24 protein-coding genes are annotated in these 23,837 nt (G+C 61.2%); 15 read left to right on the top strand and 9 right to left on the bottom strand.

Annotated features, from left to right (window positions below):
• Positions 1–86: 86 nt before the first annotated feature.
• Positions 87–1,595, top strand: a complete 1,509-nt coding sequence (locus AC50YL_RS06455; protein ID WP_494830317.1) for an FGGY-family carbohydrate kinase — start codon at positions 87–89, stop codon at positions 1,593–1,595.
• 277 nt (positions 1,596–1,872) lie between these two features.
• Positions 1,873–2,277, top strand: a complete 405-nt coding sequence (locus tag AC50YL_RS06450; RefSeq protein ID WP_494830315.1) for a hypothetical protein — start codon at positions 1,873–1,875, stop codon at positions 2,275–2,277.
• Positions 2,278–2,511: 234 nt separating this feature from the next.
• On the opposite strand, the gene AC50YL_RS06445 is transcribed toward AC50YL_RS06450, so the two are convergent.
• Positions 2,512–3,465 carry an alpha/beta hydrolase gene (locus AC50YL_RS06445; RefSeq protein ID WP_494830313.1) on the bottom strand — a complete coding sequence of 318 codons (954 nt, stop codon included), beginning with the start codon at positions 3,463–3,465 and terminating at the stop codon, positions 2,512–2,514.
• Positions 3,466–3,660: 195 nt separating this feature from the next.
• On the opposite strand from AC50YL_RS06445, the gene AC50YL_RS06440 reads away from it, so the two are divergent.
• Positions 3,661–4,233: a hypothetical protein gene (locus AC50YL_RS06440; protein WP_494830311.1), complete on the top strand. Its 573-nt coding sequence runs from the start codon at positions 3,661–3,663 to the stop codon at positions 4,231–4,233.
• Between the two features lie 63 nt (positions 4,234–4,296).
• Here AC50YL_RS06440 and AC50YL_RS06435 read toward each other — a convergent pair whose 3' ends face one another.
• Together AC50YL_RS06435 and mscL are read right to left on the bottom strand one after the other, a co-directional pair.
• Entirely contained in the window at positions 4,297–4,947 is a 651-nt protein-coding gene (locus AC50YL_RS06435; RefSeq protein WP_494830309.1) for an NUDIX hydrolase, read from the bottom strand.
• Between the two features lie 2 nt (positions 4,948–4,949).
• The gene (mscL, locus tag AC50YL_RS06430) at positions 4,950–5,444 is read right to left on the bottom strand and encodes a large conductance mechanosensitive channel protein MscL (protein WP_494830307.1); all 495 of its coding nucleotides are present in this window, start codon (positions 5,442–5,444) and stop codon (positions 4,950–4,952) included.
• Positions 5,445–5,618: 174 nt separating this feature from the next.
• Between mscL and AC50YL_RS06425 the strand changes: the two genes are divergently transcribed.
• From AC50YL_RS06425 to AC50YL_RS06370, 12 genes are all read left to right on the top strand, one after another.
• On the top strand, positions 5,619–7,424 hold the full coding sequence (locus tag AC50YL_RS06425) for an ATP-binding protein (RefSeq protein ID WP_494830305.1): 1,806 nt from the start codon (positions 5,619–5,621) through the stop codon (positions 7,422–7,424).
• A gap of 261 nt (positions 7,425–7,685) precedes the next feature.
• Entirely contained in the window at positions 7,686–8,861 is a 1,176-nt protein-coding gene (locus tag AC50YL_RS06420; RefSeq protein ID WP_494830303.1) for a DNA alkylation repair protein, read from the top strand.
• The gene (locus tag AC50YL_RS06415; RefSeq protein ID WP_494830301.1) at positions 8,858–9,895 is read left to right on the top strand and encodes an FUSC family protein; all 1,038 of its coding nucleotides are present in this window, start codon (positions 8,858–8,860) and stop codon (positions 9,893–9,895) included. Before AC50YL_RS06420 ends, AC50YL_RS06415 begins: the two co-directional genes overlap by 4 nt.
• Before the next feature lie 589 nt (positions 9,896–10,484).
• The gene (locus AC50YL_RS06410) at positions 10,485–12,506 is read left to right on the top strand and encodes an ABC transporter substrate-binding protein (RefSeq protein WP_494830299.1); all 2,022 of its coding nucleotides are present in this window, start codon (positions 10,485–10,487) and stop codon (positions 12,504–12,506) included.
• Positions 12,507–12,595: 89 nt separating this feature from the next.
• Complete coding sequence (locus tag AC50YL_RS06405; protein WP_494830297.1) at positions 12,596–13,594, top strand: ABC transporter permease; 999 nt, start codon at positions 12,596–12,598, stop codon at positions 13,592–13,594.
• Positions 13,591–14,757, top strand: a complete 1,167-nt coding sequence (locus tag AC50YL_RS06400) for an ABC transporter permease (protein WP_494830295.1) — start codon at positions 13,591–13,593, stop codon at positions 14,755–14,757. Before AC50YL_RS06405 ends, AC50YL_RS06400 begins: the two co-directional genes overlap by 4 nt.
• A 12-nt stretch (positions 14,758–14,769) precedes the next feature.
• Entirely contained in the window at positions 14,770–15,840 is a 1,071-nt protein-coding gene (locus AC50YL_RS06395) for an ABC transporter ATP-binding protein (RefSeq protein WP_494830293.1), read from the top strand.
• Complete coding sequence (locus AC50YL_RS06390; protein WP_494830291.1) at positions 15,837–16,901, top strand: ABC transporter ATP-binding protein; 1,065 nt, start codon at positions 15,837–15,839, stop codon at positions 16,899–16,901. Before AC50YL_RS06395 ends, AC50YL_RS06390 begins: the two co-directional genes overlap by 4 nt.
• Positions 16,898–17,209, top strand: coding sequence for a hypothetical protein (locus AC50YL_RS06385; protein ID WP_494830289.1), 312 nt, complete (start codon positions 16,898–16,900; stop codon positions 17,207–17,209). Before AC50YL_RS06390 ends, AC50YL_RS06385 begins: the two co-directional genes overlap by 4 nt.
• A 4-nt stretch (positions 17,210–17,213) precedes the next feature.
• Positions 17,214–17,708 carry a hypothetical protein gene (locus AC50YL_RS06380; RefSeq protein ID WP_494830287.1) on the top strand — a complete coding sequence of 165 codons (495 nt, stop codon included), beginning with the start codon at positions 17,214–17,216 and terminating at the stop codon, positions 17,706–17,708.
• A complete protein-coding gene (locus tag AC50YL_RS06375; protein ID WP_494830286.1) occupies positions 17,708–18,739 on the top strand; it encodes a LacI family DNA-binding transcriptional regulator in 1,032 nt (343 codons plus the stop codon). Before AC50YL_RS06380 ends, AC50YL_RS06375 begins: the two co-directional genes overlap by 1 nt.
• 161 nt (positions 18,740–18,900) lie before the next feature.
• A complete protein-coding gene (locus tag AC50YL_RS06370) occupies positions 18,901–19,785 on the top strand; it encodes an AraC family transcriptional regulator (protein ID WP_494831180.1) in 885 nt (294 codons plus the stop codon).
• 73 nt (positions 19,786–19,858) lie between these two features.
• Here AC50YL_RS06370 and AC50YL_RS06365 read toward each other — a convergent pair whose 3' ends face one another.
• The 6 genes from AC50YL_RS06365 to AC50YL_RS06340 form a co-directional block, all read right to left on the bottom strand.
• Positions 19,859–20,152 carry a transposase gene (locus tag AC50YL_RS06365; RefSeq protein WP_494830285.1) on the bottom strand — a complete coding sequence of 98 codons (294 nt, stop codon included), beginning with the start codon at positions 20,150–20,152 and terminating at the stop codon, positions 19,859–19,861.
• Between the two features lie 37 nt (positions 20,153–20,189).
• Entirely contained in the window at positions 20,190–20,333 is a 144-nt protein-coding gene (locus AC50YL_RS06360; protein WP_494830283.1) for a hypothetical protein, read from the bottom strand.
• Between the two features lie 169 nt (positions 20,334–20,502).
• The gene (locus AC50YL_RS06355) at positions 20,503–20,805 is read right to left on the bottom strand and encodes a hypothetical protein (protein ID WP_494830282.1); all 303 of its coding nucleotides are present in this window, start codon (positions 20,803–20,805) and stop codon (positions 20,503–20,505) included.
• Positions 20,806–20,832: 27 nt separating this feature from the next.
• Positions 20,833–21,438 (bottom strand): TVP38/TMEM64 family protein, encoded by a 606-nt coding sequence (locus AC50YL_RS06350; RefSeq protein WP_494830281.1) that lies wholly within the window; start codon positions 21,436–21,438, stop codon positions 20,833–20,835.
• A 26-nt stretch (positions 21,439–21,464) separates the two neighbouring features.
• The gene (locus AC50YL_RS06345) at positions 21,465–22,655 is read right to left on the bottom strand and encodes an MFS transporter (protein WP_494830280.1); all 1,191 of its coding nucleotides are present in this window, start codon (positions 22,653–22,655) and stop codon (positions 21,465–21,467) included.
• Between the two features lie 36 nt (positions 22,656–22,691).
• Complete coding sequence (locus tag AC50YL_RS06340; protein WP_494830278.1) at positions 22,692–23,825, bottom strand: MGDG synthase family glycosyltransferase; 1,134 nt, start codon at positions 23,823–23,825, stop codon at positions 22,692–22,694.
• Positions 23,826–23,837 lie beyond the last annotated feature (12 nt).

The following is a 23,837-nucleotide window of genomic DNA, read 5'->3' as shown; positions in this document are numbered from 1 at the left end:
CACATCATCGATCGGCCGAAGCGGCCTCCGTTTAACGGCGGCCGCTTCGGCGCGACATCGGGAAGACTTAAGGGAGGCTATGCGGCATGCTGCTCGCCATCGATATCGGCACCACGAACATGAAAGTCGGGCTGTTCCGCGAAGACGGGGTCGCCGCCGCGCAGTCGGAGCGGCTGAATGCGAAGACCGCGGGTCCGTTCGGGACGGTCGCGTACGATCCCGAGCGCCTGTGGGATACGGCCGCCGGGCTCGTCCGCGACGTCATCGCTGCCGGCGGCGTCCAGTCCGTGCAGGCTGTCGGCATTACGAGCATGGCGGAAAGCGGGCTGCTGCTCGATCCGCGCAGCGGGAAAGCGCGCTCGCCGATCATGCCGTGGTTCGAAGCCTGCTCGATCCCGCAAGCGGAGCTGGTGCGCGGGGAAATCGACGCGCGCGGGCATTTCCGCCGGACCGGCCTGCATGCGTCCTTCAAGCATGGCCTCCCGAAGCTGCTGTGGCTCCGGGAACGTTTGCCCGAATCGTTCGGGGGCAGCGTTTGGCTGTCTGTCTCGTCCTATATCGCATACCGGCTCACGGGGAAGATCGCGGAGGACGAGACGCTCGCGGCCCGTACGTTCGCGTACCGCATCGATCGCCGCGAGTGGGACGAGCCGTTCATTCGCCATTTCGGCCTCGAACCGGCGTTATTCCCCGAGGTCGTGCCTCAAGGCAGCATCGTCGGAACGGCATTGCCGGACGTGGCGGCATGGCTGGGACTCGGCGCCGATACCGCCGTGTGCCTGGCGGGGCACGATCATGTCGCCGCGTCGCTGGCCTGCAGCTCCGGCGGGGACGAGGTGTACAATTCGATGGGCACCGCGGAAACGCTGGTCGGCGCGTTCGCCGAACGCGGGCTGGAGCCGGCCGACTTCGAGTCCGGCCTATCCTTCGGCCGGCATGCGTTTCCGGGCCGGATGTTTTGGATGGGCGGGCACTCCTCATCGGGCGGCTCCGTCGAATGGCTGCGCGACGCGATCGGCGACGGGAAGCTTTCCTATGCGGAGATCATGAGCCTGCTCGATCGGTCGGAGCCCGGCCCCACGGGCATCGTGTACTTCCCTTATCTGTCCGGCAGCGGGGCTCCGCAGATCGATCCGTCGGCAAGAGCGGCATTCATCGGACTGACGGCCAAGCACGGCAAAGGGGATCTGATCAAAGCGGTGCTCGAAGGCAACGCGTACCAGCTGGAGCTGATGCGCCGCAGCGCGGAGCGGGTCGCCGGCCGTCCGATCGGACGGATGAACGTCGTGGGCGGAGGCGCGAAGAACGGCGTCTGGCTCCAAATCAAAGCCGACGTATCGGGCATTGTCCTGACCGCATCCGATGCGGCCGAAGCGACGCTGCTCGGAGCGGCTCTCTCCGCCGGGGTCGGCACGGGAGTCTACGGTTCGTTCGGGGAAGCGGCCGGCGCGTTCCGTCGTCCGAAGGGAAAACGGTACGTGCCGGATGCGGAGCGTCACGGCGGTTACGGGCGAATATACGAGCGGGGCTTTCTGGCCCTTATGGGACCGTTGACGGGGTATTACACCGGCCTATCCGGTCGGCCCATGCATTGAAAGTCGACGCGCGCAGCCGCTTGCGCGCGTTTTTTTGCTTGGCATGGCAGGTAACGGCCCTAATCGATTAGCGGGTATCGGAACCGTGCGCCGGCTTCCCGATGCGGGCGGTGCACGCGCATGTCGCCGCTGTCCCAAGCGGCATATGACGGGCGAGGCTCCCGCCCGCGCGCGAAACCTGCGGTTCAGCTTGTGCGAATGGCATCGGAATCTTGTCTTATTCAAGGATGTCCCTCCCGACATAGAGTACATTAGCTCTCAAGAAGGAGGAATTCAGGTGTCCGCTAAAGTAAAAGTGAAGAACGTCAAGGCAGTCCGCACGAGCAAGTCCCGCAAAGCAAAGGTGTCGAACGAAGCTCTCGGGGGTGTCGGTTCCGGTCATTCCTGCTGCAACCGCAGAGACGGCGCAGTCGAAGGAATTCAAGAGGCAGGCGCAGATCTGAGCGATTTGTTCTGCCAGTTGAAAAGCCCCGTCGTCGCCGCCAAGCTCGTTCGCGCCATTCGCTGCAGAAACCGCAAAGTCATCGAAGAATTGATCGGCGCTAACTGCGAAGTTGTCTGTTTCTTCCACCAAGGCCGTTTCGCCTGCGTTCGTATCGCGTGCGTCTTCGGCAACTGCTGCGACGTCCGCATCAGCTTCGACATTTGCGTCTCCCAAGGCAACTGCCGCAACGAATTCTAATCTTTGCCCTCTGATGCGTTCGCTTCCGGAATGTCCGAGAAGGTCCCATGGACCCCTTCTCGGGCATTTTTGGTTTGTCCTATCGAAGAAGCCGTTCCCGTTCGAATTGGAGCACGGGAACGCGAAGGCCCGACGGCAAACAGGACTGCCCTCGGCCAAACGGCCTTCGGGACAGTCCCTGCTCGGCGTCGAACGCCTTCGTCTATGCGCAAGCGCTCATCCGAGCGCACACGGTTATTGCTCGATCGGCTCCTTCAGCCAAGCGTTGGCGAGCATCAGCGCGCCGCGCGCCGCGGCCGTGCCGGCCAGCGCGTTCAGCATGACGAAGTCGTGGATGATGCCTTGGAAACGCGCCGCCGTCACGCGCACGCCGGCTTCCCGGAGCTTCGCGGCGTAGGCTTCGCCCTCGTCGCGGAGCACGTCGGCCTCGCCCGTGATGATCAGCGCCGGGGGAAGGCCCTCCAATTGCGCCGCCGACGCCCGCAGCGGCGATGCCGTGACCTGCGCCCGTTCCTCGGGGTCGGTCGTATACTGATCCCAGAACCACTGCATGCCCTCCCGGCTCAGAAAATAGCCGGTCGCGAACTGCCTGTACGATTCCGTGTCGAAGGACGCGTCCGTGACCGGGTAGAACAGCAGCTGCCTGTCGATCCTCGGGCCGCCGCGCTCTTTCGCCATAAGCGTCACGGCGGCGGTCATGTTGCCGCCGACGCTGTCGCCGGCGACCGTCAGCTCGCCCGGCGCGGCCCCGAGCTCTTCCCCGTGCTCGGCGACCCATTGCACGACCGCGTAGATCTCTTCGATCGCGGTCGGATATTTGTGCTCGGGGGACAGGCTGTATTCGGGAAACACGACGATCGAGCCCGAGCCGTCGGCCAGCTCGCGGACAAGCCGGTCATGCGTATGCGCATTCCCGAACACCCAGCCGGCGCCGTGGATATAGACGATGACGGGGAGTTTGCCGGCGGCCTTCTTCGGTTTCAGCACGACGACCGGCACCTCGCCCTTCGGACCGCCGGGGATGCTTCGTTTCTCGATCGCGACGTCGGGCTTGGCGACGGGGCCGGATTGCACCTCGTCCACCTGCTTGCGGCCTTTCTCGGGCCCGAGCTCGTACAGGAACGGCGGATTCGCCGTCTGGTCGACGAACTGCTGCGCTTCTTGCTCCAAAATGACTTTGTTTTGCATAGTTTAACGCTCCTTTCGGTTTAATTTGGGAGTCTCGTCCTTCTCTTATACACGTCAGGGTTGATGCCGAAACCCGTTCCGTCTTGGAGCCGGCATGCGGGGGGCAGCCAGGCTTCTACCCGGCCGGATCGCGCGAACCGTTTCCGGGCACGCGGCATAAGCTGAGCATAAAGCTTGGAAAGGGAGGGGACAGGTATGCCGTTCATTCCGAATTTTCCGCAATCGCTGCTCGAGGAGCACATGCGCTGGCACCATGCCAACCATTACGACGACCCTTCGCAGCTGCCGCCGGGCTACGGACAGAATTTCCTGAATTTCCACCGCCAATTCATCAATAAGGTGTACCAATGGTACGACCAGCAGGGATACGACCCGCGGCAGATCGCGGGCTGGCAGGGCGTGCCCGAAGCGATTCGCAATACGCGTTGCTATAACCAGGCGGCGGAGGCCCGCATCATGAATAATCCGCGGTCTTTCGCGTCGGCCGATCAGCTGGGGCTGTTTATCGAAGGCTCGAACCTGCACGGCTGCATCCATCAGGAGGCGGCAAGGATATTCGGGGAGTCCGCGCTGAACGATTTCGACGAGGCGCCGCGCACGACGATGTTCTACAATATCCACGGCATGATCGATCAATGGTACCGGAACTGGGAGCAGGCAGTCGGCGTCGCGCGGAAGGCGGGAGGCAGGGCATCCTCGGGCGTTAAGCGGGGCATCGGCGGGAGAAACGCGAGCAAATCCGGGGCAAAACGGGGACGAATCACGTAAACAACGCAAAAAGGACCGCCGGATAGCGGTCCTTTTTGCGTTGTTCGATGCCGGCCGTACCGCTCACGCATGGAGCAGCAGGGCGCGGAACGTGTCCGTGTAATAAGACGTCGGGCGCGGGACGAATTCGGAGGCCTTGACGAGCGCTTCCGCTTCTTCCGGGCGGCCGTCCGGGCCGATCCGGAAGCCGGAAGCCCGCGCATGGGCCAGCCGGCCCTCGAACAGCGCGATCATGTCTTCGAGGTCGGCTTCGTACACGCCGGCGACTTCCTCCTGCTGCAGCGTGAGCGAGGCGAGCGGCTCGCGGTAGACGAAGCCGTATACGCCGCTGATTTCCCGGTCGACGAAAGCCGCGCCCTTCGCGGTGCCCGCGGCTTCCTTGCGCGCTTCGCCGAGCGGGATCAGCGAATCGAACGGGATGGCGGCGCCGAGCTCTTCCTCGATCTCGCGCGCCGCGTCCCGCATCGTTTCGCCGGCGGTCAGATGGCCCGCGGCGGTTATGTCGTAATGGTCCGGGAACGTGTCTTTGCCGGAAGCGCGCTGCTGGAACAGGACAAGCCTGCGGTCGCCCTGGCGCCGAGCCAGCCAGCAATGAATGGAGCGGTGCCAGAGGCCGCGGGCGTGGACTTCGCTGCGCGGAGCCGTACCGAGCCGGACGCCGTGCTCATCGTAATAATCGAACCGTTCCTCTTCTGCGGCAGGTTGCGCGCTCATCGCTAGGACAAGCCTCCCTCGAGCTCCGGCTCGACTTCCAGATGGGAGGTGCAGTGCGAGCAGCGCGTCGCTTGGATCGGAATCTTGGAGAGGCAGTACGGACAGTTCTTGTCCGACGGCTCGGACGGCGCGGCAGGGTCGGGCTGGCCCAGGCGGCGCAGCGCGTTCGCGCCTTTGACGATCATGAAGATACAGAAGGCGACGATCGCGAAGTCGAGTATGACGTTGAGGAAGTTGCCGTAGGCGATGACGGCGACGGATCCTTTCTGCGCATCTGCCAATGTCTTCGGGTGCTCCGAATCCAGCTTGGATATTTGTATGAACTTGTCCACCAGATTGACGTTGCCGAGCAGCCGGCTGATCGGCGGCATGATGATGTCGTTGACGAGCGAGGTGACGATTTTGCCGAAAGCGCCCCCGATGATAACCCCGACCGCGAGGTCGAGCACGTTGCCGCGGACGGCGAACTCTTTGAACTCTTTTAAAATCTTAACCATGATTTCACTCCTTCCAAAGCTCTATTATAACGAATGGGAGGGCTACTTCAAGTCCATTGCGGACAAAACCCCGACCGCCCGGAATGCCTGTCGCGAAAAAAAGGATTTTCTGGAAAAATGTCGAATTGGGACATTAAGAATCGCTTGAACATTTCCGGAAAATGGAGAAACGACATGATAGAATCCTTGTTCGGCGACCAATGGATGATGCTCGCGCTTGCGCTGGCGATCCACTTGTTCGCGTCCATCACCATTTACAGCATGATCGGCCACCTCAAGCGGGTGCGCGCGATGCAGCACTATTGGCTGCTGAGCGGGGCGCTCGTCTACGCCATGGGCCTTTGGGTCAGCCATTTCATCATTCTGCTGACGTCCAATTCCATGATCGTGATCGACTGGACCATCGCCGTCAAGCTGTTCGGCATCATGGCCTGCACGTACGGTTCGTTTCGCATACTGGGGTCGCTCGCGCCCTATACGCTGCGGTTGTTCGCGAGCAGCCTGCTGATGGCCTTCGGCGCGAATCTCATCGTCTACACGTCCCTGATGGGCAGCCAAGTGGAATCGTTCGCCGTGGCTCCGGGTTTCGTCTTCTTCACGTTCCTCTTCAACTTCGTCGGTACGGCGGGCTCTTTCTATCTGTTCGAGCGCAAGCCCGGCTCGATGCTCCTGCCCGGATTGCTGCTCGGCATCTCCGGCATGATCATGCAGCTGTTCGGGCTTGGCACGCTGACCGATATGGATTCCGGCATGGTGCTGACCGCCGACCGCTTGAACGATTACATGCAGCTGCTGTCCATCGTGCTCGGCTTGGCCACCTTGGCGATCTTCGCGTTCAGCCTCGTCGCACGCTTCGTCGACCGCCGGTACGCGTCCATGAACGAACGGTACAAACTGCTCGTGGAGAACTCCATCGACATGATCGCCGTTATCCACGACGAACGCTGGGAATACATCAACCGCTCCGGCCTGCTCATGTTCGAAGCTGCCGGCGAGCGGGATATGATCGGCAAAAGCATCTATCTGCATCTGCGGCCCGAGTACCACGCGGAGATGAAGCGGATGCTGGAACCGTCCAGGCAGAAGGAGCGCCAGATGCCGATCGAGATGGAATGGTTCACCGTGCAGGGCAAGCTGCTCCACACGGAGGTCATCGAGTCCAGCACGAAGCTCTCGGGCAAGCCGGTCTTGCAGGTCATTATCCGGGACATCTCGGAGCGCAAGAAGAACGAGGAGCTGTTGATCAATTCCGAGAAGCTGTACGTCGCCGGGCAGCTGGCCGCGGGCATCGCGCACGAAATCCGCAATCCGCTGACGTCGCTCAAAGGCTTCCTGCAGCTCATCGCCTCCGGCCGCAGCAGCAAAAATTATTACGACATCATGAAGTCGGAGCTGACCCGCATCGAATCCATCGTCAGCGAGCTGCTCATGCTGTCCAAGCCGCAGATCTACGAGCTGACGCACCAGGATATCCGGCTGCTCATGTCGGATACGATCACGCTGCTCGAAGCGCAGGCGATCCTGCACGACATCGTCATCGAAGCGAATCTCGGCGAGGAGCCGCTGTGGGTCCATGGCGTGGAAAATCAGTTGAAGCAGGTATTCATCAACGTAATCAAGAACGCGATCGAGGTCATGATGGACGGCGGAAGCATCAAGGTCGCCTGCCTGCGGAACGCAAGCGGGCGGATCGTCGTGCGGATCGCGGACCGCGGGCCGGGCATTACCGAGGATCAGATGGCGAAGATCGGACAGCCGTTCTATACGACGAAGGACAAAGGAACGGGCCTCGGCCTGATGGTGACGTACAAGATCGTCGACAATCACCAAGGCACCGTCGAGGTCAGCAGCTGCGTCGGGGAAGGCACGACGTTCGATATTATTTTGCCGTACCAGGCCCCGTCCGGCGCGGAGGAAGCGAATTGGAGCAAGGTCGTTCCGCTTCACCGCTACCGCGAGGACAACGAAAGCGCCTCTTAGTCATAGCGTTCCGACAACGGGCGGCCGGTTATCCGCGAGCGAGCAGCTGCGGAGGCCGGCCGCTTTTGCATGCGGCGGCGGCCGGGCGTACTATTTTCGCGCGTCAACGCAACGCTTTCCGTCCAATAGGAATTCTAGGGCGGGCATGTTTTTCCGGCAAGCGTGATCGCAATGTCCCTTGATTCCGCCGCACGGGAGGGCAAGGGCTTTTCAACTTGGCGGGCGGATGGTCTATAATAGCGGGAGGAGGCGAGTGAAGAGATGCCCGAACCGTTGAAAGCAATGTATAACCTGCCGTTCCTCCGGCAGTTTGCGGCGACAGTCGCATCGGCATGGCCGGCTTTTCCCGAGGAAGATTTCGTCCGGCTCGCATCCGGCGAGGGCTGGGAAACGCTGGAGTTGAAAGGCCGCATGAGGCGGATTACGACGTCGCTCGGGGAAACGCTGCCCCGAAGCTATCCCCAAGCGCTTGACGTGCTGCTTGCGATTTGCGAGCGATGCCGCGGATTTCCTTATTTGTTTTTCCCGGATTTCGTCGAAGTGTACGGACTGCCCGATTGGGAGCGGTCGATGGACGCGCTCGAGCGTTTCACCGTGCAGTCTTCGGCCGAGTTCGCGATCCGGCCGTTCATCCTGCGGGACCCGGAGCGGACGATGGCCCGCATGGCGGAGTGGTCCCGCCACGAGAACGAGCATGTGCGCCGCCTCGCCAGCGAGGGCTGCAGGCCGCGTCTTCCGTGGGCGCAGGCGCTGCCGCCGTTCAAGCGCGATCCGTCGCCGATTCTGCCGATCCTGGAGCAGCTGCGAGCCGATCCGTCGCTCTACGTGCGCAAGAGCGTGGCGAACAATTTGAACGACATCGCGAAGGACAACCCGGCGGTCGTCAAAGCCATCGCCGCCAGGTGGACCGGGCAGCATGCCTATACGGACTGGATCGTGCGCCGCGGCTGCCGTTCGCTCGTCGGCGCGGCCGATCCCGAAGCGCTGGCGCTGTTCGGCTACGAAGGAACGGCGGCGGACGTCGTCGCCGCGGCGGAGCTTGAAGCACTGCAGGCGGAGGCCGTCATCGGCGGCATCACCGAGCTGAGCTATAAGCTGAGGCTGAAGGACGAGGGAACCGAGCCGCTCCGGATCCGGCTGGAGCTGGGCGTCGGCTACGTGAAATCCGGCGGCAAAACGTCGGAGAAGCGGTTCCTGCTCGGCGACAAGCGAATATCGCCCGGAGCGGGCGTTCAAGGCGCGAAGAAGCTCGATTGGAAGGACCTGTCGACGCGCAAGCACTATGCGGGGCTTCACGCGCTGAGGCTGCTCGTGAACGGCGCGCCCGTCGCCGGGACGTCCGTCCTGCTGCATGCAGCCGAACCGCGCGAAACGGCAGGCGAAGAAGCGAACGCGCCGGCTGCCGGCCGCGCCTCCGGAGGGAGCGATTCCCTATGACGATCGGCGCGCGCGTCGTCAAGACCGGCCTCGCCGTGGCGCTGGCCGTGTACATAAGCACGCTGCTTCAATTTCCTTCGCCCATCATCTCCGCGGTCGCGGCGATCTTTACCATCCAGCCGTCCATTTCCCGCTCCTGGCAGCAGGTGGTGGAACAAGTGCAGACGAACGTCCTCGGCGCGGCCGTGGCGTTGGCGGCGGTCAGGCTGTTCGGCCATACGCCCATCGCGCTCGGGATGGTGTGCATCATCGTCATTCTGATCAGCATCCGGCTGCGGATGGAAAGCACGATCGGCTTGACGCTCGTCACCGTCGTCGCGATCATGGAAGCGAACAATCAGGAAGGCTGGCTGTTCGCGCTCGACCGCCTGCTCATGGTGCTCGCGGGCATGGCCGCGGCGTTCGCGGTCAATATTCTCGTCTTCCCGCCGCGGCCGCGCAGGCAGTTCATCGTGCAGGTCCACGATGCGCACGCCAAGCTCTCGCTGCTGCTGCGCATGGCGATCTCCAACGAGATGAAGGAAGACGTGCACCGCGCAGAGAAAGCGAAGCTTCAGGGCGCGCTCGGCAAGCTCGACGAGTCGTACCGCCTATTCGAGGACGAGCGGCCGCTGCTGCGCAAGCGCAAGCAGGCGGGTGCCAGGCAGCTGATCCTGTCCCGGCATATGATCAAGGCGCTTCATAAAGGAATGGATTTGCTTGAAGCCGTGGAGGAGCATTATTTTGCCGTGTCGGGCTGCGAGGCGTGGGCGCAGCGGTTCGACCAGCAAATCGAGGAACTGGCCAAATACCACGAGCATATCCTGCTCAAGCTGGACGGCAAGATGAAGGCGAATGCCGACTTCGAGCCCGAGGAAGAGCGGGAAGGCCGGCTCATCGAACAGCTTAGCGACTACTTGCACCGGAATCCGGAGGAATACAAGCGGCTCGTCTTCGTGGCCTCGGCGATGCTGGAATACGCGTATCACCTGCGCCGGCTCGACCGCGTATCGGATCAGGTCCAGCAGCGCCGCGAGACGGAGGCGGGAGAATAGCGCCGGTCTCCGGGCATGTCTTGCATCATGTAGCGAGACTGCGATTATAGCAAGCTAGAAGCCTCGCGCTTCGCTCGTTCGTTCAAGCGCTCCTTCGGGAGTGCTTTTTTTATGCGCAACAAGGATGGCCGAGGTTTTGAATGGACGGGCTGCACCTTCCGGGGGCAGGATTGACGGCGAAGCATGCCGCCTCTCCAGATTCCGGGCAACCGGCGAGAAGGGCTTGTCGAATCAGAAATCATCTTGTCAAACAAAGCGGAATCTGGAAAAAACATAAATATACCTTCTTTTTTTCTAAATACACCGGAAAAGCCGATTATGTATGATGAGAGCGCAATCATTTCCGAAGGCTAATCGAAAATTAAACGGGAACGTGCCGATAAGGCACTTCCGAAAAGGGGAGGATTCGTCGATCGCGCGGTGTTTCCCGGTCGTTCCGCAGGCTTGCTCAAACTTATATATATAAGTGGAACGGTCGTCTGCCATCCTTTATGTAAACGCTTTCTAAACGCGGTTGTTCGATCCTGACCGCGCTGCTGAAAAAGGCTGCCTGCATGGCAAATCAAACATTACGGGATGGAGGATGTCTATGAAAAAAAAGAAGCACGTACCGCTCGCGCTGCTGCTCGTCGTCTTGCTGGTCGCGTCGGCCGTCATAAGCGGATGCGAGAGCGGAGGCGGGGGCAGCGACATCGGGGCTGCCGATAACGCCCCCCAAGGCGCCGACAACGCAGGGAACTCCGGCAAAGCGGATGCGAAGGCAGAGGATACGAAGCAGGGGAACGATGCGGATTCCGCCGCAACGGACGGAGACGCGGCACCGGCGGAAGGCAAGTTGTCCGAATTCAAACAGCCGCCGATGCTTGACGGCCTCTCGGTTCCCGTGAAGGACCGGCTGCCGGAGGACTATAAGATTACGAACGAAATGCCGGAAGATTTGCTGAAGTACGAAATCGGCGCTTACGGCGGCACGCTCCGCACGGTTACCTCGGTCGTCGACTGGGACGCGGACGTATTCATCATGAACGACGAGGCGCTGCTGAACACGCCGGGCCTCCTGGGTCAGGAAGTCACGGGCAACGTGTTGAAGGGATATGAAATGAGCGACGACGAGAAGAGCTTTACGTTCCATATGCGCAAGGGCCTCAAATGGTCGGACGGCCAGCCGGTGACGACCGAAGACGTCCGCTTCACCGTCGAGGACGTCCTGTTCGACAAGGAGCTTACGCCGATCTTCCCCGCTTGGCTCAACGCTGCGGGCGATCCGAACGGCAAACCGTTTACCTTCGAACTGATCGACGAATACACCTTCAAGATGAGCTTCGACCAGCCGTACGGCGGCTTCTTGTTGAGCCTCGCGGTCCAGGGATGGCGCGGGTACTCCGATTTGCTGAAGCCGGCGCACTACCTGGAGAAATTCCACAAGAAATATACCGATGTCGCTTCGATGGAGCCGGAGATCAAGAAAGCCGGGTTCAAGAAGGGCGAGTGGGTGAACCTGTTCAACGACAAGGATATCACGAACTGGGAGCTTACGAACTCCAAGTCGATCGGATTCCCGGTGCTCTATCCGTGGATGATGACGAAGAAGACGAATACGACGGCGACCTACGAACGCAACCCGTACTATTTCAAGGTCGACCCCGCGGGCAACCAGCTGCCTTATATCGATAAAATCCAGAGCACGCTCGTACAGGACATCGAGATGGTCACGCTGAAGACGATCGCGGGCGAAGTGGACTTCTCCCGCGAATCGGCGTCCCTGATCAAGATGCCGCTGTACCGCGAGAACGAGAGCAAGGGCTTCAAGGCGCTGCTCAGCAACCTTCACGTTTCGCCGACCGACATCTACCTGAATATGAGCTACAACGACAAGAACTGGGCGCAGGTCGTGAACGATGTGCGGTTCCGCAAAGCTTTAAGCCTCGCGCTGGATCGTAATGAAATGATCGATTCGATCTATTACGGCTTCGCGGAGCCGAACAGCTGGCAGGATTCGACCTTCGACGTCGACGGTGCCAACAAGCTTCTCGACGACATGGGCATGGTCAAAGGCTCCGACGGTTTCCGGACCGGACCGGACGGCAAGAAATTCACGATTCCGATCGAAGTCGGCGCGCAGGCGCCCGATATCGTGCCGATGACCGAGCTCGTCGTCGAGATGTGGAAGCAGCTCGGCCTCGACGTCACGATGAAGAAGATCGACGGGGCGTTATGGGGCAAGCGCCGCGAGGCGAACGAACTGAAGGCTACCGTCATGTGGGCGGCCGACCCGATGTGGTATTACGGCGATTGGGGACAAGGGATATGGGGAACGGCCTGGGATCTGTACAATTCCTCCGGAGGCAAGAAGGGCGTTAAGCCGCCGGATGATATTGCGCCATTCTTCAAGAGTCTCGCCAAGGCGTCAGTATCCAATCCGCAAGTCGCCAAGTCGGTCGTCGACAACGAAATCAAGAAAGCGATCGGCGATAATTACTACTTCATCGTACCGCTTCAGAACGTGAAGCAGCCGCTGATCGTGAACGCGAAGCTGCGCAATGTCGGAAACGAGGATGCACTGGCAGTGGCAACCGACTACGCCGGCGAGCAGTTGTTCTTCGCCCCGTAAGATCAAGCTTCGGCATCGCCCAGGAGCAACGGCCGCATGTTTGCCGCCTGGGCTTTGCCGTTTGGGAAATTCTCGTGAGGAGGGAACGCATGCTCAATTATATCGGCTATCGGGTTCTTCAGCTGATCCCGCTGCTGATCGCGATCAGCATTATCGTGTTCTTCATCATCCAGCTGCCTCCCGGCGATTTTCTGTCCACGTATATCCAGCAGCTCGAATTGTCCGGCACGAAGGTGGATGCGGGCATGATTTTGAGCCTGCAGCGGCAGTACGGGCTGGATCAGCCGTTCATCGTGCAGTACCTCGTCTGGATCAAAAACATCGTCGTGGAAGGCGACCTGGGACGCTCGTTCCAGTGGAACCAGCCGGTATCCGAGGTGCTTGGCGGCAGACTGATGCTGACGATGGTCATCTCGGTCGTTTCGCTGATCGTCGTCTGGGCCGTCGCGATTCCGATTGGCATCTATTCCGCCGTGCGGCAGTATTCGATCCTCGATTACGTGTTCACGTTCATCGGGTTTATCGGTCTTGCCGTTCCCGGATTCCTGCTCGCCCTGGTGGTCCTGTATATCGTATTCGTCAACACGGGCGTCTCGTTAAGCGGCCTGTTCTCGCCGGAATACGCGGATGCGCCCTGGAGCATGGCGAAGGTGATCGATATGCTTCCGCGGCTGGTTCTGCCGGTCGTCATCATCGGCATGTCCGGCACGGCCGGGCTGATCCGCGTCATGAGAGGCATGCTGCTCGACGAGCTCTCCAAGCAGTATGTAATCACCGCCCGCGCCAAAGGCGTGGAAAGCACGAAGCTCCTGTTCAAATATCCGGTCCGCATGGCGATCAATCCGCTGATCAGCACCATCGGATGGACGCTTCCCGCGCTGATCTCGGGCGAAGCGATCGTGTCCATCGTCATGAATCTGCCCACGACCGGGCCGATCCTGCTGCGGGCGCTCATGTTCCAGGATATGTACCTCGCGGGCAGCTTCCTGCTCATCGTAAGCGTGCTGACCGTAATCGGAACGCTCATTTCCGATATTTTGCTCGCGTGGCTGGACCCGCGTATCCGGTTTGGAGGGGTTGCCGATTGAATACCGCAGTGCCGACGAAAGCGGAGAAGAGAAGATGGTTCCGTCTCGGGAGGTTCCCGAAGACGGCCCTGCCGGACGATGCTTACGAGGTCGCTTCCCAATGGAAGCTGATGTGGTGGAAATTCAAGAAGCACAAGGTCGCCATGGCCGCGGGCGTCATACTCATCCTGCTCTTCCTGTCCGCGGCGTTTTGCGAATTTTTGTCGCCGCATCTGACGCTTGACCGGTATACCGCGTATAAGAACGCGCCTCCGCAGACGATCCGCTTCTACGATAAAGCAACGGGCTTCAGCCTCCGGCCGTTCGTCTACGACATGAAAATGCAGGTCAACGAGCAAACCTTCCTCCGGACGTTCCAGGCCGATACGTCGAAGAAATATTACATTCACTTTTTCGTCAAGGGTCCGGAGTACACGATGTGGGGACTATTCAAGAGCGACATCCATTTATTCGGGTTGAAGGATGCCCAAGCTCCGCTGTTCCTCGCCGGAACCGACGAGCTCGGGCGCGATTTGCTGTCCCGCATGCTGTACGGGGGCCGGATCTCGCTCTCCTTCGGCGTGCTGGGCATCGTGCTGACGCTGATTCTCGGACTGCTGCTCGGCGGTCTGTCGGGTTATCTCGGAGGCGTTACCGATACGATCGTGCAGCGAACGATCGACCTCCTGATCTGCATTCCGACGATCCCGTTATGGATGGCGCTGTCCGCCGCGCTTCCGAGGAACTGGTCGGCGCTGGAGATCTACTTCGGAATGGTCATCATCTTCTCGATCATCGGCTGGACCGGGTTGGCGCGCGTCGTACGGGGCAAGATCCTTTCGCTGCGCGAAGAGGATTTCACGATGGCCGCGCGGCTTGCCGGGGCGAGCGACCTTCGGATCATCCGCAAGCATCTGCTGCCGTCGTTCGCCAGCTATACGATCGTGACGGTTACGCTGTCGATCCCGGCGACGATACTCGGGGAGACGGCGCTCAGCTTCCTCGGGATCGGGCTTGCTCCGCCGGTCGTCAGCTGGGGCGTGCTGCTCCAGGACTCGCAGAACCTGGAGACGCTGGCCCACCATCCCTGGCTGCTTTGGCCGGCGGCGCTGATCATCGTCACCGTACTGATGTTCAATTTTCTGGGAGACGGGCTTCGGGATGCAGCCGATCCCTACAAATAAGGAGGCCGCGCGATGAGTATCGAGATGCCGAACCGGCCGCTGGCCGCTGATATCCAGGACGAAGACGTCGTTCTGCAGGTTACCGGCTTGAAGGTGCACTTCCATCTGGACGAAGGCACGTTGAAATCCGTCGACGGCGTGGACCTGATCATCCGCAAGGGGAAAACGCTGGGCATCGTCGGCGAGAGCGGCTGCGGCAAGAGCGTCACCTCGCAGGCGCTGCTCCGGATCGTACCGAAGCCGGGCAAGGTGGATGGCGAAATTCTGCTCCGGCGAAATGGCGGCGAAACGGCCGCGGAAATCGTCGATTTGGTAAAGCTGGACGCGGACGGCAAAGAGATCCGGAGCGTAAGGGGCGGGGAGATCGCCATGATCTTTCAAGAGCCGATGAAGGCGTTCTCGCCCATTCACACGATCGGCGACCAAATCATGGAGGCCATTCTGCTGCATCGGACGAACGATAAAAAGGAGGCCCGAGCGATCGCGCTCGAGACGCTCACGAGCGTCGGGATGTCGAACCCCAAGCAACGGCTGGGCGAGTATCCCCACCAGCTGTCCGGCGGCATGCGGCAGCGCGCGATGATCGCCATGGCGCTCGCTTCGCAGCCGAAAATTCTGATCGCGGACGAACCGACGACGGCGCTGGACGTGACCGTGCAGGCCCAAGTGCTGACGCTGATCAACGAGCTGAAGGAAACATTCAACACGTCGGTCGTCTTCATCACGCACGACCTTGGCGTCATTGCCGAGATGTCCGACGAGGTCGCCGTCATGTATCTCGGCAAGGTCGTCGAATACACCGATGTCGACACGCTGTTCTACGGCGCCCGTCACCCGTACACGATGGCGCTGCTCCATTCCATTCCGTCCGTAGCGCAGCGGAATTCGCGGCTTGAATCGATTGAAGGGTCGGTCCCGTATCCGATGAACCTTCCCGCGGGCTGCGGGTTCTACTCTCGATGCCCGAAGGCGCAGGCGGGCGTGTGCGACGCGGCGGACATCCCGTTCGTCAAGGTCAAAGACAACCATTACGTGCGCTGTTTGTTCGCGGAAGAACCAAGTACCGGAGGTGCAGGACGATGAGTGTGCAAGAAACCGATCTTGGACGCCGTGCAGGCAGGGAAACCGGGCAACGCGACGTGATCCTGAACGTGCAGTCGCTCAAAAAATATTTTCCGATCAAGAAAGGCTTCCTCCAGCGGACGGATGGTTACGTCAAGGCCGTCGACGACGTCAGCTTCTATATCCGCGAAGGCGAAACGTTCGGGCTTGTCGGCGAATCCGGCTGCGGAAAGACGACTTTGGGCCGCTGCGTGCTGCGGGCCATCGAGCCGACGGAAGGGTTGACCATGTTCAAGGATCGGGAGGGAGGCGTACGCGACCTCAACCAATTGGATAACAAGGAGATGCGCAAGCTCCGCAGGGACATCCAGCTGATCTTCCAGGATCCCTATTCCTCCCTCAATCCCCGGATGACCGTTCAAAACATCGTGGCGGAGCCGCTCGTCTGCAACGGGCTCGCGCATGGCGAAGAGCTCCGGACGCGCGTCCGCCAGCTCATCGAACTGGTGGGCCTGAACAGTCGTCACATGGACCGTTACCCGCACGCGTTCAGCGGCGGCCAGCGCCAACGGATCGGTATCGCCCGCGCGCTCGCGACGAATCCGCGGTTCGTCGTTTGCGACGAAGCGGTCAGCGCGCTCGACGTGTCCGTGCAGGCTCAGATTCTGAATCTGCTGCAGGATCTGCAGCGGCAGCTGAGCCTCAGCTATCTCTTTATCTCGCACGATCTGGGGGTCATCCGGCATATATCCGACCGCGTCGGCGTCATGTACGTCGGCCGGATGGTGGAGACGGGGCGGACCGAAGAGCTGTTCCGCAGGCCGCGCCATCCGTATACCGAAGCGCTCCTATCCGCCAAGCCGGTACCGGATCCGAGGAAGAAAACCGAACGCATCGTCCTGAAGGGGGAGGTCGCCAACCCCGCGAAGCCGCCGTCGGGCTGCTACTTCCATCCGCGCTGCCCGTACGCGCGGGAAATATGCACGCTGCAGAAGCCGGAGTGGCAAAGCGTGGGGGAAGATCACTTCGTCGCCTGTCACTTTGCCGAGGAACTAACGCTCAAAGGGGCTGTGGGATCGTGAGCCCGCTTGTCGGCGCGATTCTCGTCTACATCACGGCGATGATTGCTTTCATGCTCGGCACGGTGCTGTTCATCCGCTTTGCCGTCAACCGCATGATCGGGCGGAAGCACCGTCTGCTGGAGGAAATCATGGATACCGGCAGGCTGCCGCGAATCTGGTCGGACGGGTCGATGCGTCCGGCGGAAGCGCGGAAACAAGTGAAGAAGCTGGCGGATTATGTCCGCAGGACGCGGCTGGTCGACAGCGATGAAACCCGCGCGCTGCTGCTGACCTGTCTGGAGAGCGCCGGAACGCCAGGAAAGGAATGACCGCATGGATCCCTATCTAAGACAGGAGAGACGGAAAACCAACGCCGCCTTTCTCTCGTGGCTGCTTGTCCTCGTGCCGTCGCTTCTCGCGTTGCTGCTGTGGCTTTCGCTCCAAAGGGCGGTAGATACTGCGCTTGCCGCAAGCGGCGTCAGCACGTGGTCGTGGGACGCGATCAAGACGTTCGCGTTTATCGGCTTCGGCCTTCTATGGCTGGCCGGCGTTTTTCTCATGCAGAACATGCTGTATAAAAGCGCCGTCAGGGGCAAGCTGCGCAGCCGGATCATGCAGCTGAGCGCGCTGCTCCTGGCGCTGCTGGCGTGCGGCCAGGCGATCCCTTATCTTCTCGGCGCGGCGGAGGTCTCGACCCGCTCGGTTCTTCCGCTTTTCCTCGAAGCGGCGCTTGCCGCCGCGCTGTACGGGCTTAACCGGTATTTTCACGCGCGGCGGCCTGCCGACGCCGCTATTGCAGACGAGAAGCCCACAACGAGGAGGACTTAATGGGAGATGTACCGTATTATTTGACGATCAAGCGAGAGATCGTGCGGCTGATTCGCACCGGGCAGCTCCTTCCCAACGTTTCGCTGCCCGGACGATGGAAGCTCACGGAGCAATACGGCTGCAGCTGGGCGACGGTCAACCGGGCGATCCAGGAGCTGATCCTCGAGGGCGAGCTGTATGCCGAGCAAGGGAGAGGGACGTTCGTCAGCCCGGCCGCCGCCGAGCGGGCGGAGCTTCCCCGAGCCTTGTCCGTCCTGCTGTGCAGCTTCAACGAGAGCGTATACGATTCCGTGCTGAAGATGATGGAAGGCATCCGCGAAGCCGCGGGTTCCTACGGGATTCCGGTAGCGTTTGCCAATGCGCAGGACCTTGGACGTTTCATCAATCTCGAACATCAGATCATCATTACGCCCGGGCTGGCGGATTACCCCGAGCTGGCGAAGGCGGCATCGCGCGGAGACAGATTCATCGTATTGGGCTCGGAATTTCGCGAGGCGGGCGGACGGTGGGTGAGTTCCGACACGCGGGAAGGCACCCGCAAGGCGGTCGGCCAGCTTCTAGCCGCGGGACACCGCCGCATCCTGTTGTTCGGGTTGCAACGCGGGCTGCCCAATTACGAGCAGAAAGCGAGGGGGTACGAAGACGCTTTGCGCGAATACGGGCTGGATGCCGATCCGGAATGGATCGTGTATCGCCCGGAGAAGGCGGCGGACGTTGAAGGTCTGCTCGGGTGCTGGATGAACGGGCATGCCGCCTGCAGCGCCGTATTTGCCGCGGACTACACATCGGGTCTGGCGGTTCTGGGTTGGGCCATGAAAGCCGGCATTGGTATCCCGAAGGAACTGTCCCTGTTCGTTATGGGCGAGGTTGATTCGTCCCCGTATCTGATCGTGCCGCCGAACAGCATCGTGCAGCCGTTCGCGGAAATGGGGAGGCAGGCGGTCAGGATGCTGTTCGGCGAAGACGACGTGCCGTGGGCCTTGTTTCCGTGCCGGTTGATCGTCCGCAATTCGGTCACGTCCCCCGCCTGAACGAAACATCGCTGAATGGACGCAGCGTTGGCCGATCCGCCGCCGCGGGCAGCGTCAACTATCTAACGGAGCCGAGTAACCATGGGATCGGCTTCATGCCGCCCATGTTCGTCTATTCCACCCCTACCAAGCCTATCATCGGGAGGCGATCCTTCTTGCATATGGGTAATTTGATGGAGTTGACGCCAAGATTGAATTTCGCGAGCCGCGATTGGTCGCGGGCGGGGGATCAGTGGGGCCCCCGGACGATTCCGGACTGGCAGATATTCTCGATCGTATCCGGCGAGGCCGTGCTCAAGCTGGGCCGGCAATCCTACCGTATACGACCGGGCGAGTGCGTGTTCTACGGACCGAACAGCCCGCATTGCCTGTCGGTAGAAAGGCCGACCGAATATTTCAGCTTCCATTTTTCATGGCATGAGACATCCCCCAAGCCCGAGCATCCCGCCTTTCAAATCCAGGATGTGCCGGCGGGATCGCTGCACGCGCCTCCCCAAAGCTGCGCCCTCTTCATTCCCGGCATGGGGGAGATCGAGATTCCGCATCATTTTTCGACGGTCGGGCTGGACGCCATTATGGTGCGCATGGTCAAGGAATACCATGACGAGGGAGCGGGCTATCCCTTCCTGCTGCGGGCGCTGCTGATGGAACTGCTTATGCTGCTGATCCGGCAGCTTGCCCGCCGGCATAAAGGCGCGTTGTTGAGCAAGATCGAACCAGCGCTTGCCGCGATTCGGGACAATCCGGGCATGAAGTGGTCGGTGAGCGAGCTAGCCGAGCTGTGCGGGTATCACCCGAGCTATTTTACCGGGTTGTTCTTCCAAGAGGTCGGGCAAAATCCGAAGGAGTATCTGATCGCGGAACGGGTACGGCAGGCGAAGACGGCGATTCTCGTCGGCGACCCGATCGAGCAGATCGCCGAAAGCCTCGGGTATGCAAGCATCCATTATTTCAGCAGCAGCTTCAAGAAAGCGACGGGCCTGTCGCCGAGCGAGTTCAAGCAGCACCCGACGACCGTCCGAAGCCTGTTGGCGGTCGAGCGCTGACACGGCATGAAAACGCCCCTGCACCGGCTGATTCAGCCTGCGTGCAAGGGCGTTTGTTCGTAATTCGGCAACGTCAATTATCTTCCTTGGTATCGTCCGGATGGCGCCGCGGATGCTGCAAATGAGCCTCGAGCGCGGTCGTCTCCTTCTTCGGCACGAGCCTTGAATCGGTCGTGCCCTCGTGATGATTGTCGAAATCGAGCTGCACGAGCTCCCATTCCGTCGTGCCCAGCTGCGGATCGGCGGGGAATACGTCGCCGCGGTTCAGCTTCTCTTCGCGGCCCCACTCGTTCTTGTAGACGCCGTCCACCTCGACCGGTTCGCCGGAAACGGGCCCCATTTCGAAATGCCCTTGTTGTTCGCTCATAACGATCTCCTCCTGATGGTCTCTCCGCGCCGGCGGGCTACAGCCCGTGCTTGGGCACGGCGGCGCGGTCGGCTTCGGATTGCGCTTCGCTCGACGCTTTCTTGCCTTGGCCGGTGCGGTCCGCTTTGGATTGCTCCCTGCTGGCGTCGCGCTGCAAATGGGAAGGGTGTTCGCCTGACATCGTGGATCATCCTCCTGCTCGCGATAAGTCGTGAAAATCCATCTTCAGTTTGCCACCGGGGCGTCCAAACTATGTGCGCCGGCACGTGCTCGGCGTTCAAAAGCATGCTGCGCCTGCGCCGCCGCGCATCGCCATAACGCAAAAAAGCGCCTGTCGGCGCTTCAAGGGATTATACCAGCCGCAGCCCGCAGGCGGGGCAGTCGGCATCGCGGTGCGTCACGGTTTCGCCGCATGCCGGACACGGCTCGCTGAAGGGCTGCTTATGCTCCGCGAGCCGGGCCGCGGCGGCCTCGTCGTCGGCGGAGGCGATCTCCTGCCGGGCGGAGGAACCGCCGAACAGCGCCTCCACGAACCGCCGGAGCTCGGACGACTTGCCGGAATCGTCGGCGGACAGCCGGATCATATATACCATGGCCGCGACGAGCGCGCCGGCGACCGCCAGCACGACGATCGTTGCAATCGCGTTCATCATAGAGCGGACAGCCTCCTCGCGCGAAAATTATTTGAGCTGGTAGCGGGATTCGAGCCGTTTGCCCCCGAACCACATGACGACCAGCAGGACGAGCGCCAGCAGGATCCGCCAAGGCTGCTCCTTCAGATCGCCGATGTTGAAGCTGAGCAGGGAGACGGCGAAGATCATGACGGCTTTGCCGAGCAGGACGGCGAGCACGAACGAACGCATCGAGATGCCGCTTAAACCTGAGATGATGTTGATGAGCGCGGAAGGAGAGAAGGGGAAGCAGGCGAACAGGAAGATGGGCGTAAAGCCTTTGCGTTCGATGTAGGCGAGCAGCTTGGCCGCGCGCGGGAAACGGCGGCGCAGCCAGCCGCCGAAATGGCCGCCGAGCTTGCGCGACAGCCAGAACAGCAGGATGGATCCGCCGCAGACGCCGATCCAGGAATAGAGCGAGCCCAGGAACAGCCCGTAGATGTTGGCGTTGGCGGCCACGAAGACGAGCAGCGGCAGCACCGGGATGAACGCCTCCGCGAACGGCAGGAGGATGCCGGGAAGCGGACCGAACGCGGAGTAGCTCTCCAGCGTCCGCTGCAAATGCTCCAGATCCATTCCCTTGAGCTGGCGGAGCCAGTTTTCGATCAATTCCATCCCTTGTCCCCCTGAATGTTAAGCCGTTATCCGTGCGTCTTGTGATCGTGAAAGGCGCGAAACGGAAACCAAATATAGAAAAACCCGATGGCGGCGTACATGATGCCGCAGTACAAGAGTACCTCGGTCTGGCTTTGCCACAGCGCGAGCGTGCCGCCCACGACGGGACCGATCATGCCGCCGACGCCCTCGACGGTCGAGAAGATGCCCCAGCCGAGACCCTGTTGCTTAGGTGGTACGTAATTGGCCAGCAAGGCGTTCCAAGCCGGCAGCAAGGTCGCGTAGGAAATGCCAAGCACGCCGGTCAGCAGGATGCACACCCACATCGGCGGCGCGAGGGAGAGCAGGTAGAGTCCCGCGCCGATCAGCACGAAGCCGAGCACGAGAAACCACTTCTTGCCGCCGAGCATGTCCGATAGGCGCCCAAGCGGCATGAGGCCGACGATGGTGCAGACGCCGCCGGCCAGCAGCAGCAGCGAATACTGCGCGCCGTTCATGCCGAGCTTGTCTTCCGCGAAGCTGGGCAGGATCGGCACCAGCATGCCGGCGCCCATCGTCTGCAGCACCATTCCGGGCAGGAGCAGGCGCATATGGCGCAGCCGCTCCTTCAGAATGGCGAATTGCTCGCTCACCGGCAGCGAAGGCGCCGTGCCGGATACCCGGCCGTTGCTGAGGAACAGCGCCAGCACCCAGCTCAGCGCGGCGACCGCGAGCAGCATATAGTAGGTCGCCGTCCGGCTGTGATCGAGCAGGAGGTTGCTGACGATCGGACCGGCGCCGATGCCGATGAACCAGATCGTATAGAAGAACCCCATCTGCATCGCGCGGCGGTCGCCCGTTACTCTCGTCAGGCAGACGATCCAGATCGGGGAGATCCCGACGCCGTACAGGGCCGAAGCCGCGATGAAGAGCCAAGGCTGATGCGCGAACGGAATCAGCACGATGCCGGCGATCGAGAAGAGCAGCCCGATCTGGACGACGAAGCGGATGGAGAAACGGTCAAGCAGATACCCGATGAACATTTTGAGCACGGTATCCGTCAGATAGTGCGCCGTAATGGCGATGCCGATGATATCCAGCGACAAGCCGAGCGATTTCTCGCCGTAAATGGGCAGAAAGCTGATGAGCGCGGCTCCGCGGATGAATTCCACGAAGAGCAGAATGACGGAAAAGAGAATGATTTCACGGCCGAACAATCGCGATTTGATGACGGTCACAACCCCTTGTAGTCGGATACGGAGCATCCAGGCGAATCAAAGGCGGGCAGACGTCTTCTCCATTATATGCAAGCCGGAGCAGAAATCCAAGGCGACGGTCTCGGCCGCCCCTTTGTACTGAAGCTTGCGGGCTCTGACTCTTTGCTGCATGAGAAGGACGGGATCATGGATAAGGGCGACGATCTCGCGCGCCAGCTGCTCCGGCGTCTGGATGAGGTGGGCGACGGCTTTGCCGGCCAAATAACGCGCGTTGTTGCGTTCCTGGCCCGGCACGGGCTGATAGGCGAAGATCGGCAGCCCGAACGAGAGCGATTCGGCCAGCGTGACGCCGCCCGGCTTCGTGACGATGCAGGCGGAGAGCGCCATCAGCTCGTGCATCCGGTCGACGTAGCCGAATACGCGCAGCCTTCCGTCCGCGACGGCCTCCCCGAACTGCTCGGGCAGCGCGGATGCAAGCGCTTCGTTGCGGCCGCAGACGACGGCGACGGTAAGATTAGGATGCCCAATCAAAGGCGAAATCATATCCGACACCGCGGTGAGCGTCTGGGCGCCGGCCATGATCAGGACGACGGGACTTCCGACGCGGAAGCCGTACCCCGCGCGCATATCCGGGTCGACGACGGTCGTGCGGAAGCCGCGTTTGATCGGGATGCCGCTGACGCAGATGCGGCGTTCCGGAATGCCGAGCGCGTGGAGCTCGTGCTTCATGTCCTCGGTCGGGACGTAATAACGGTCGATATCCGGATGGACCCAGCGGCGGTGCAGATCGAAATCCGTCACGACGGTGCAGGTCGGAATGTGGAGGCCGATTTGTTTCTTAAGGGCGGGCATGGCGAGCAGGGGAAAGGTGTGGATGACGGCATCCGGGCGCTGGCGCAGCAGGATGCGGCGCAGCCGGGCGCGGCCGAAGGAATGAAGCCAATTGGCGAACACGGAGTCGTGCTTCATCGGTTTGGTCCGGTCGTACAGCCAGCCGTACAGGCCCGGAATCAAGGAGTAGCTCTTCATGTATACCCGTCTGGTCATGGCGTTAATCCAAGGATGCGCTTCGGCAAGCAGGTCGACGAGCATCGGTTCCCCGAGACGCTGGTCTTCGATCGCTTCGCTTATGGCGCGCGCGGCCTGCAAATGCCCGTCACCGTAAGAGGCATACAGAATCATGATTTTCATTATGAAAAACAC

Source organism: Paenibacillus sp. J22P277 (assembly GCF_059383675.1).
Note: the sequence above shows the minus strand (reverse complement) of the source record. Positions and strands in the feature narration are given on the sequence as shown.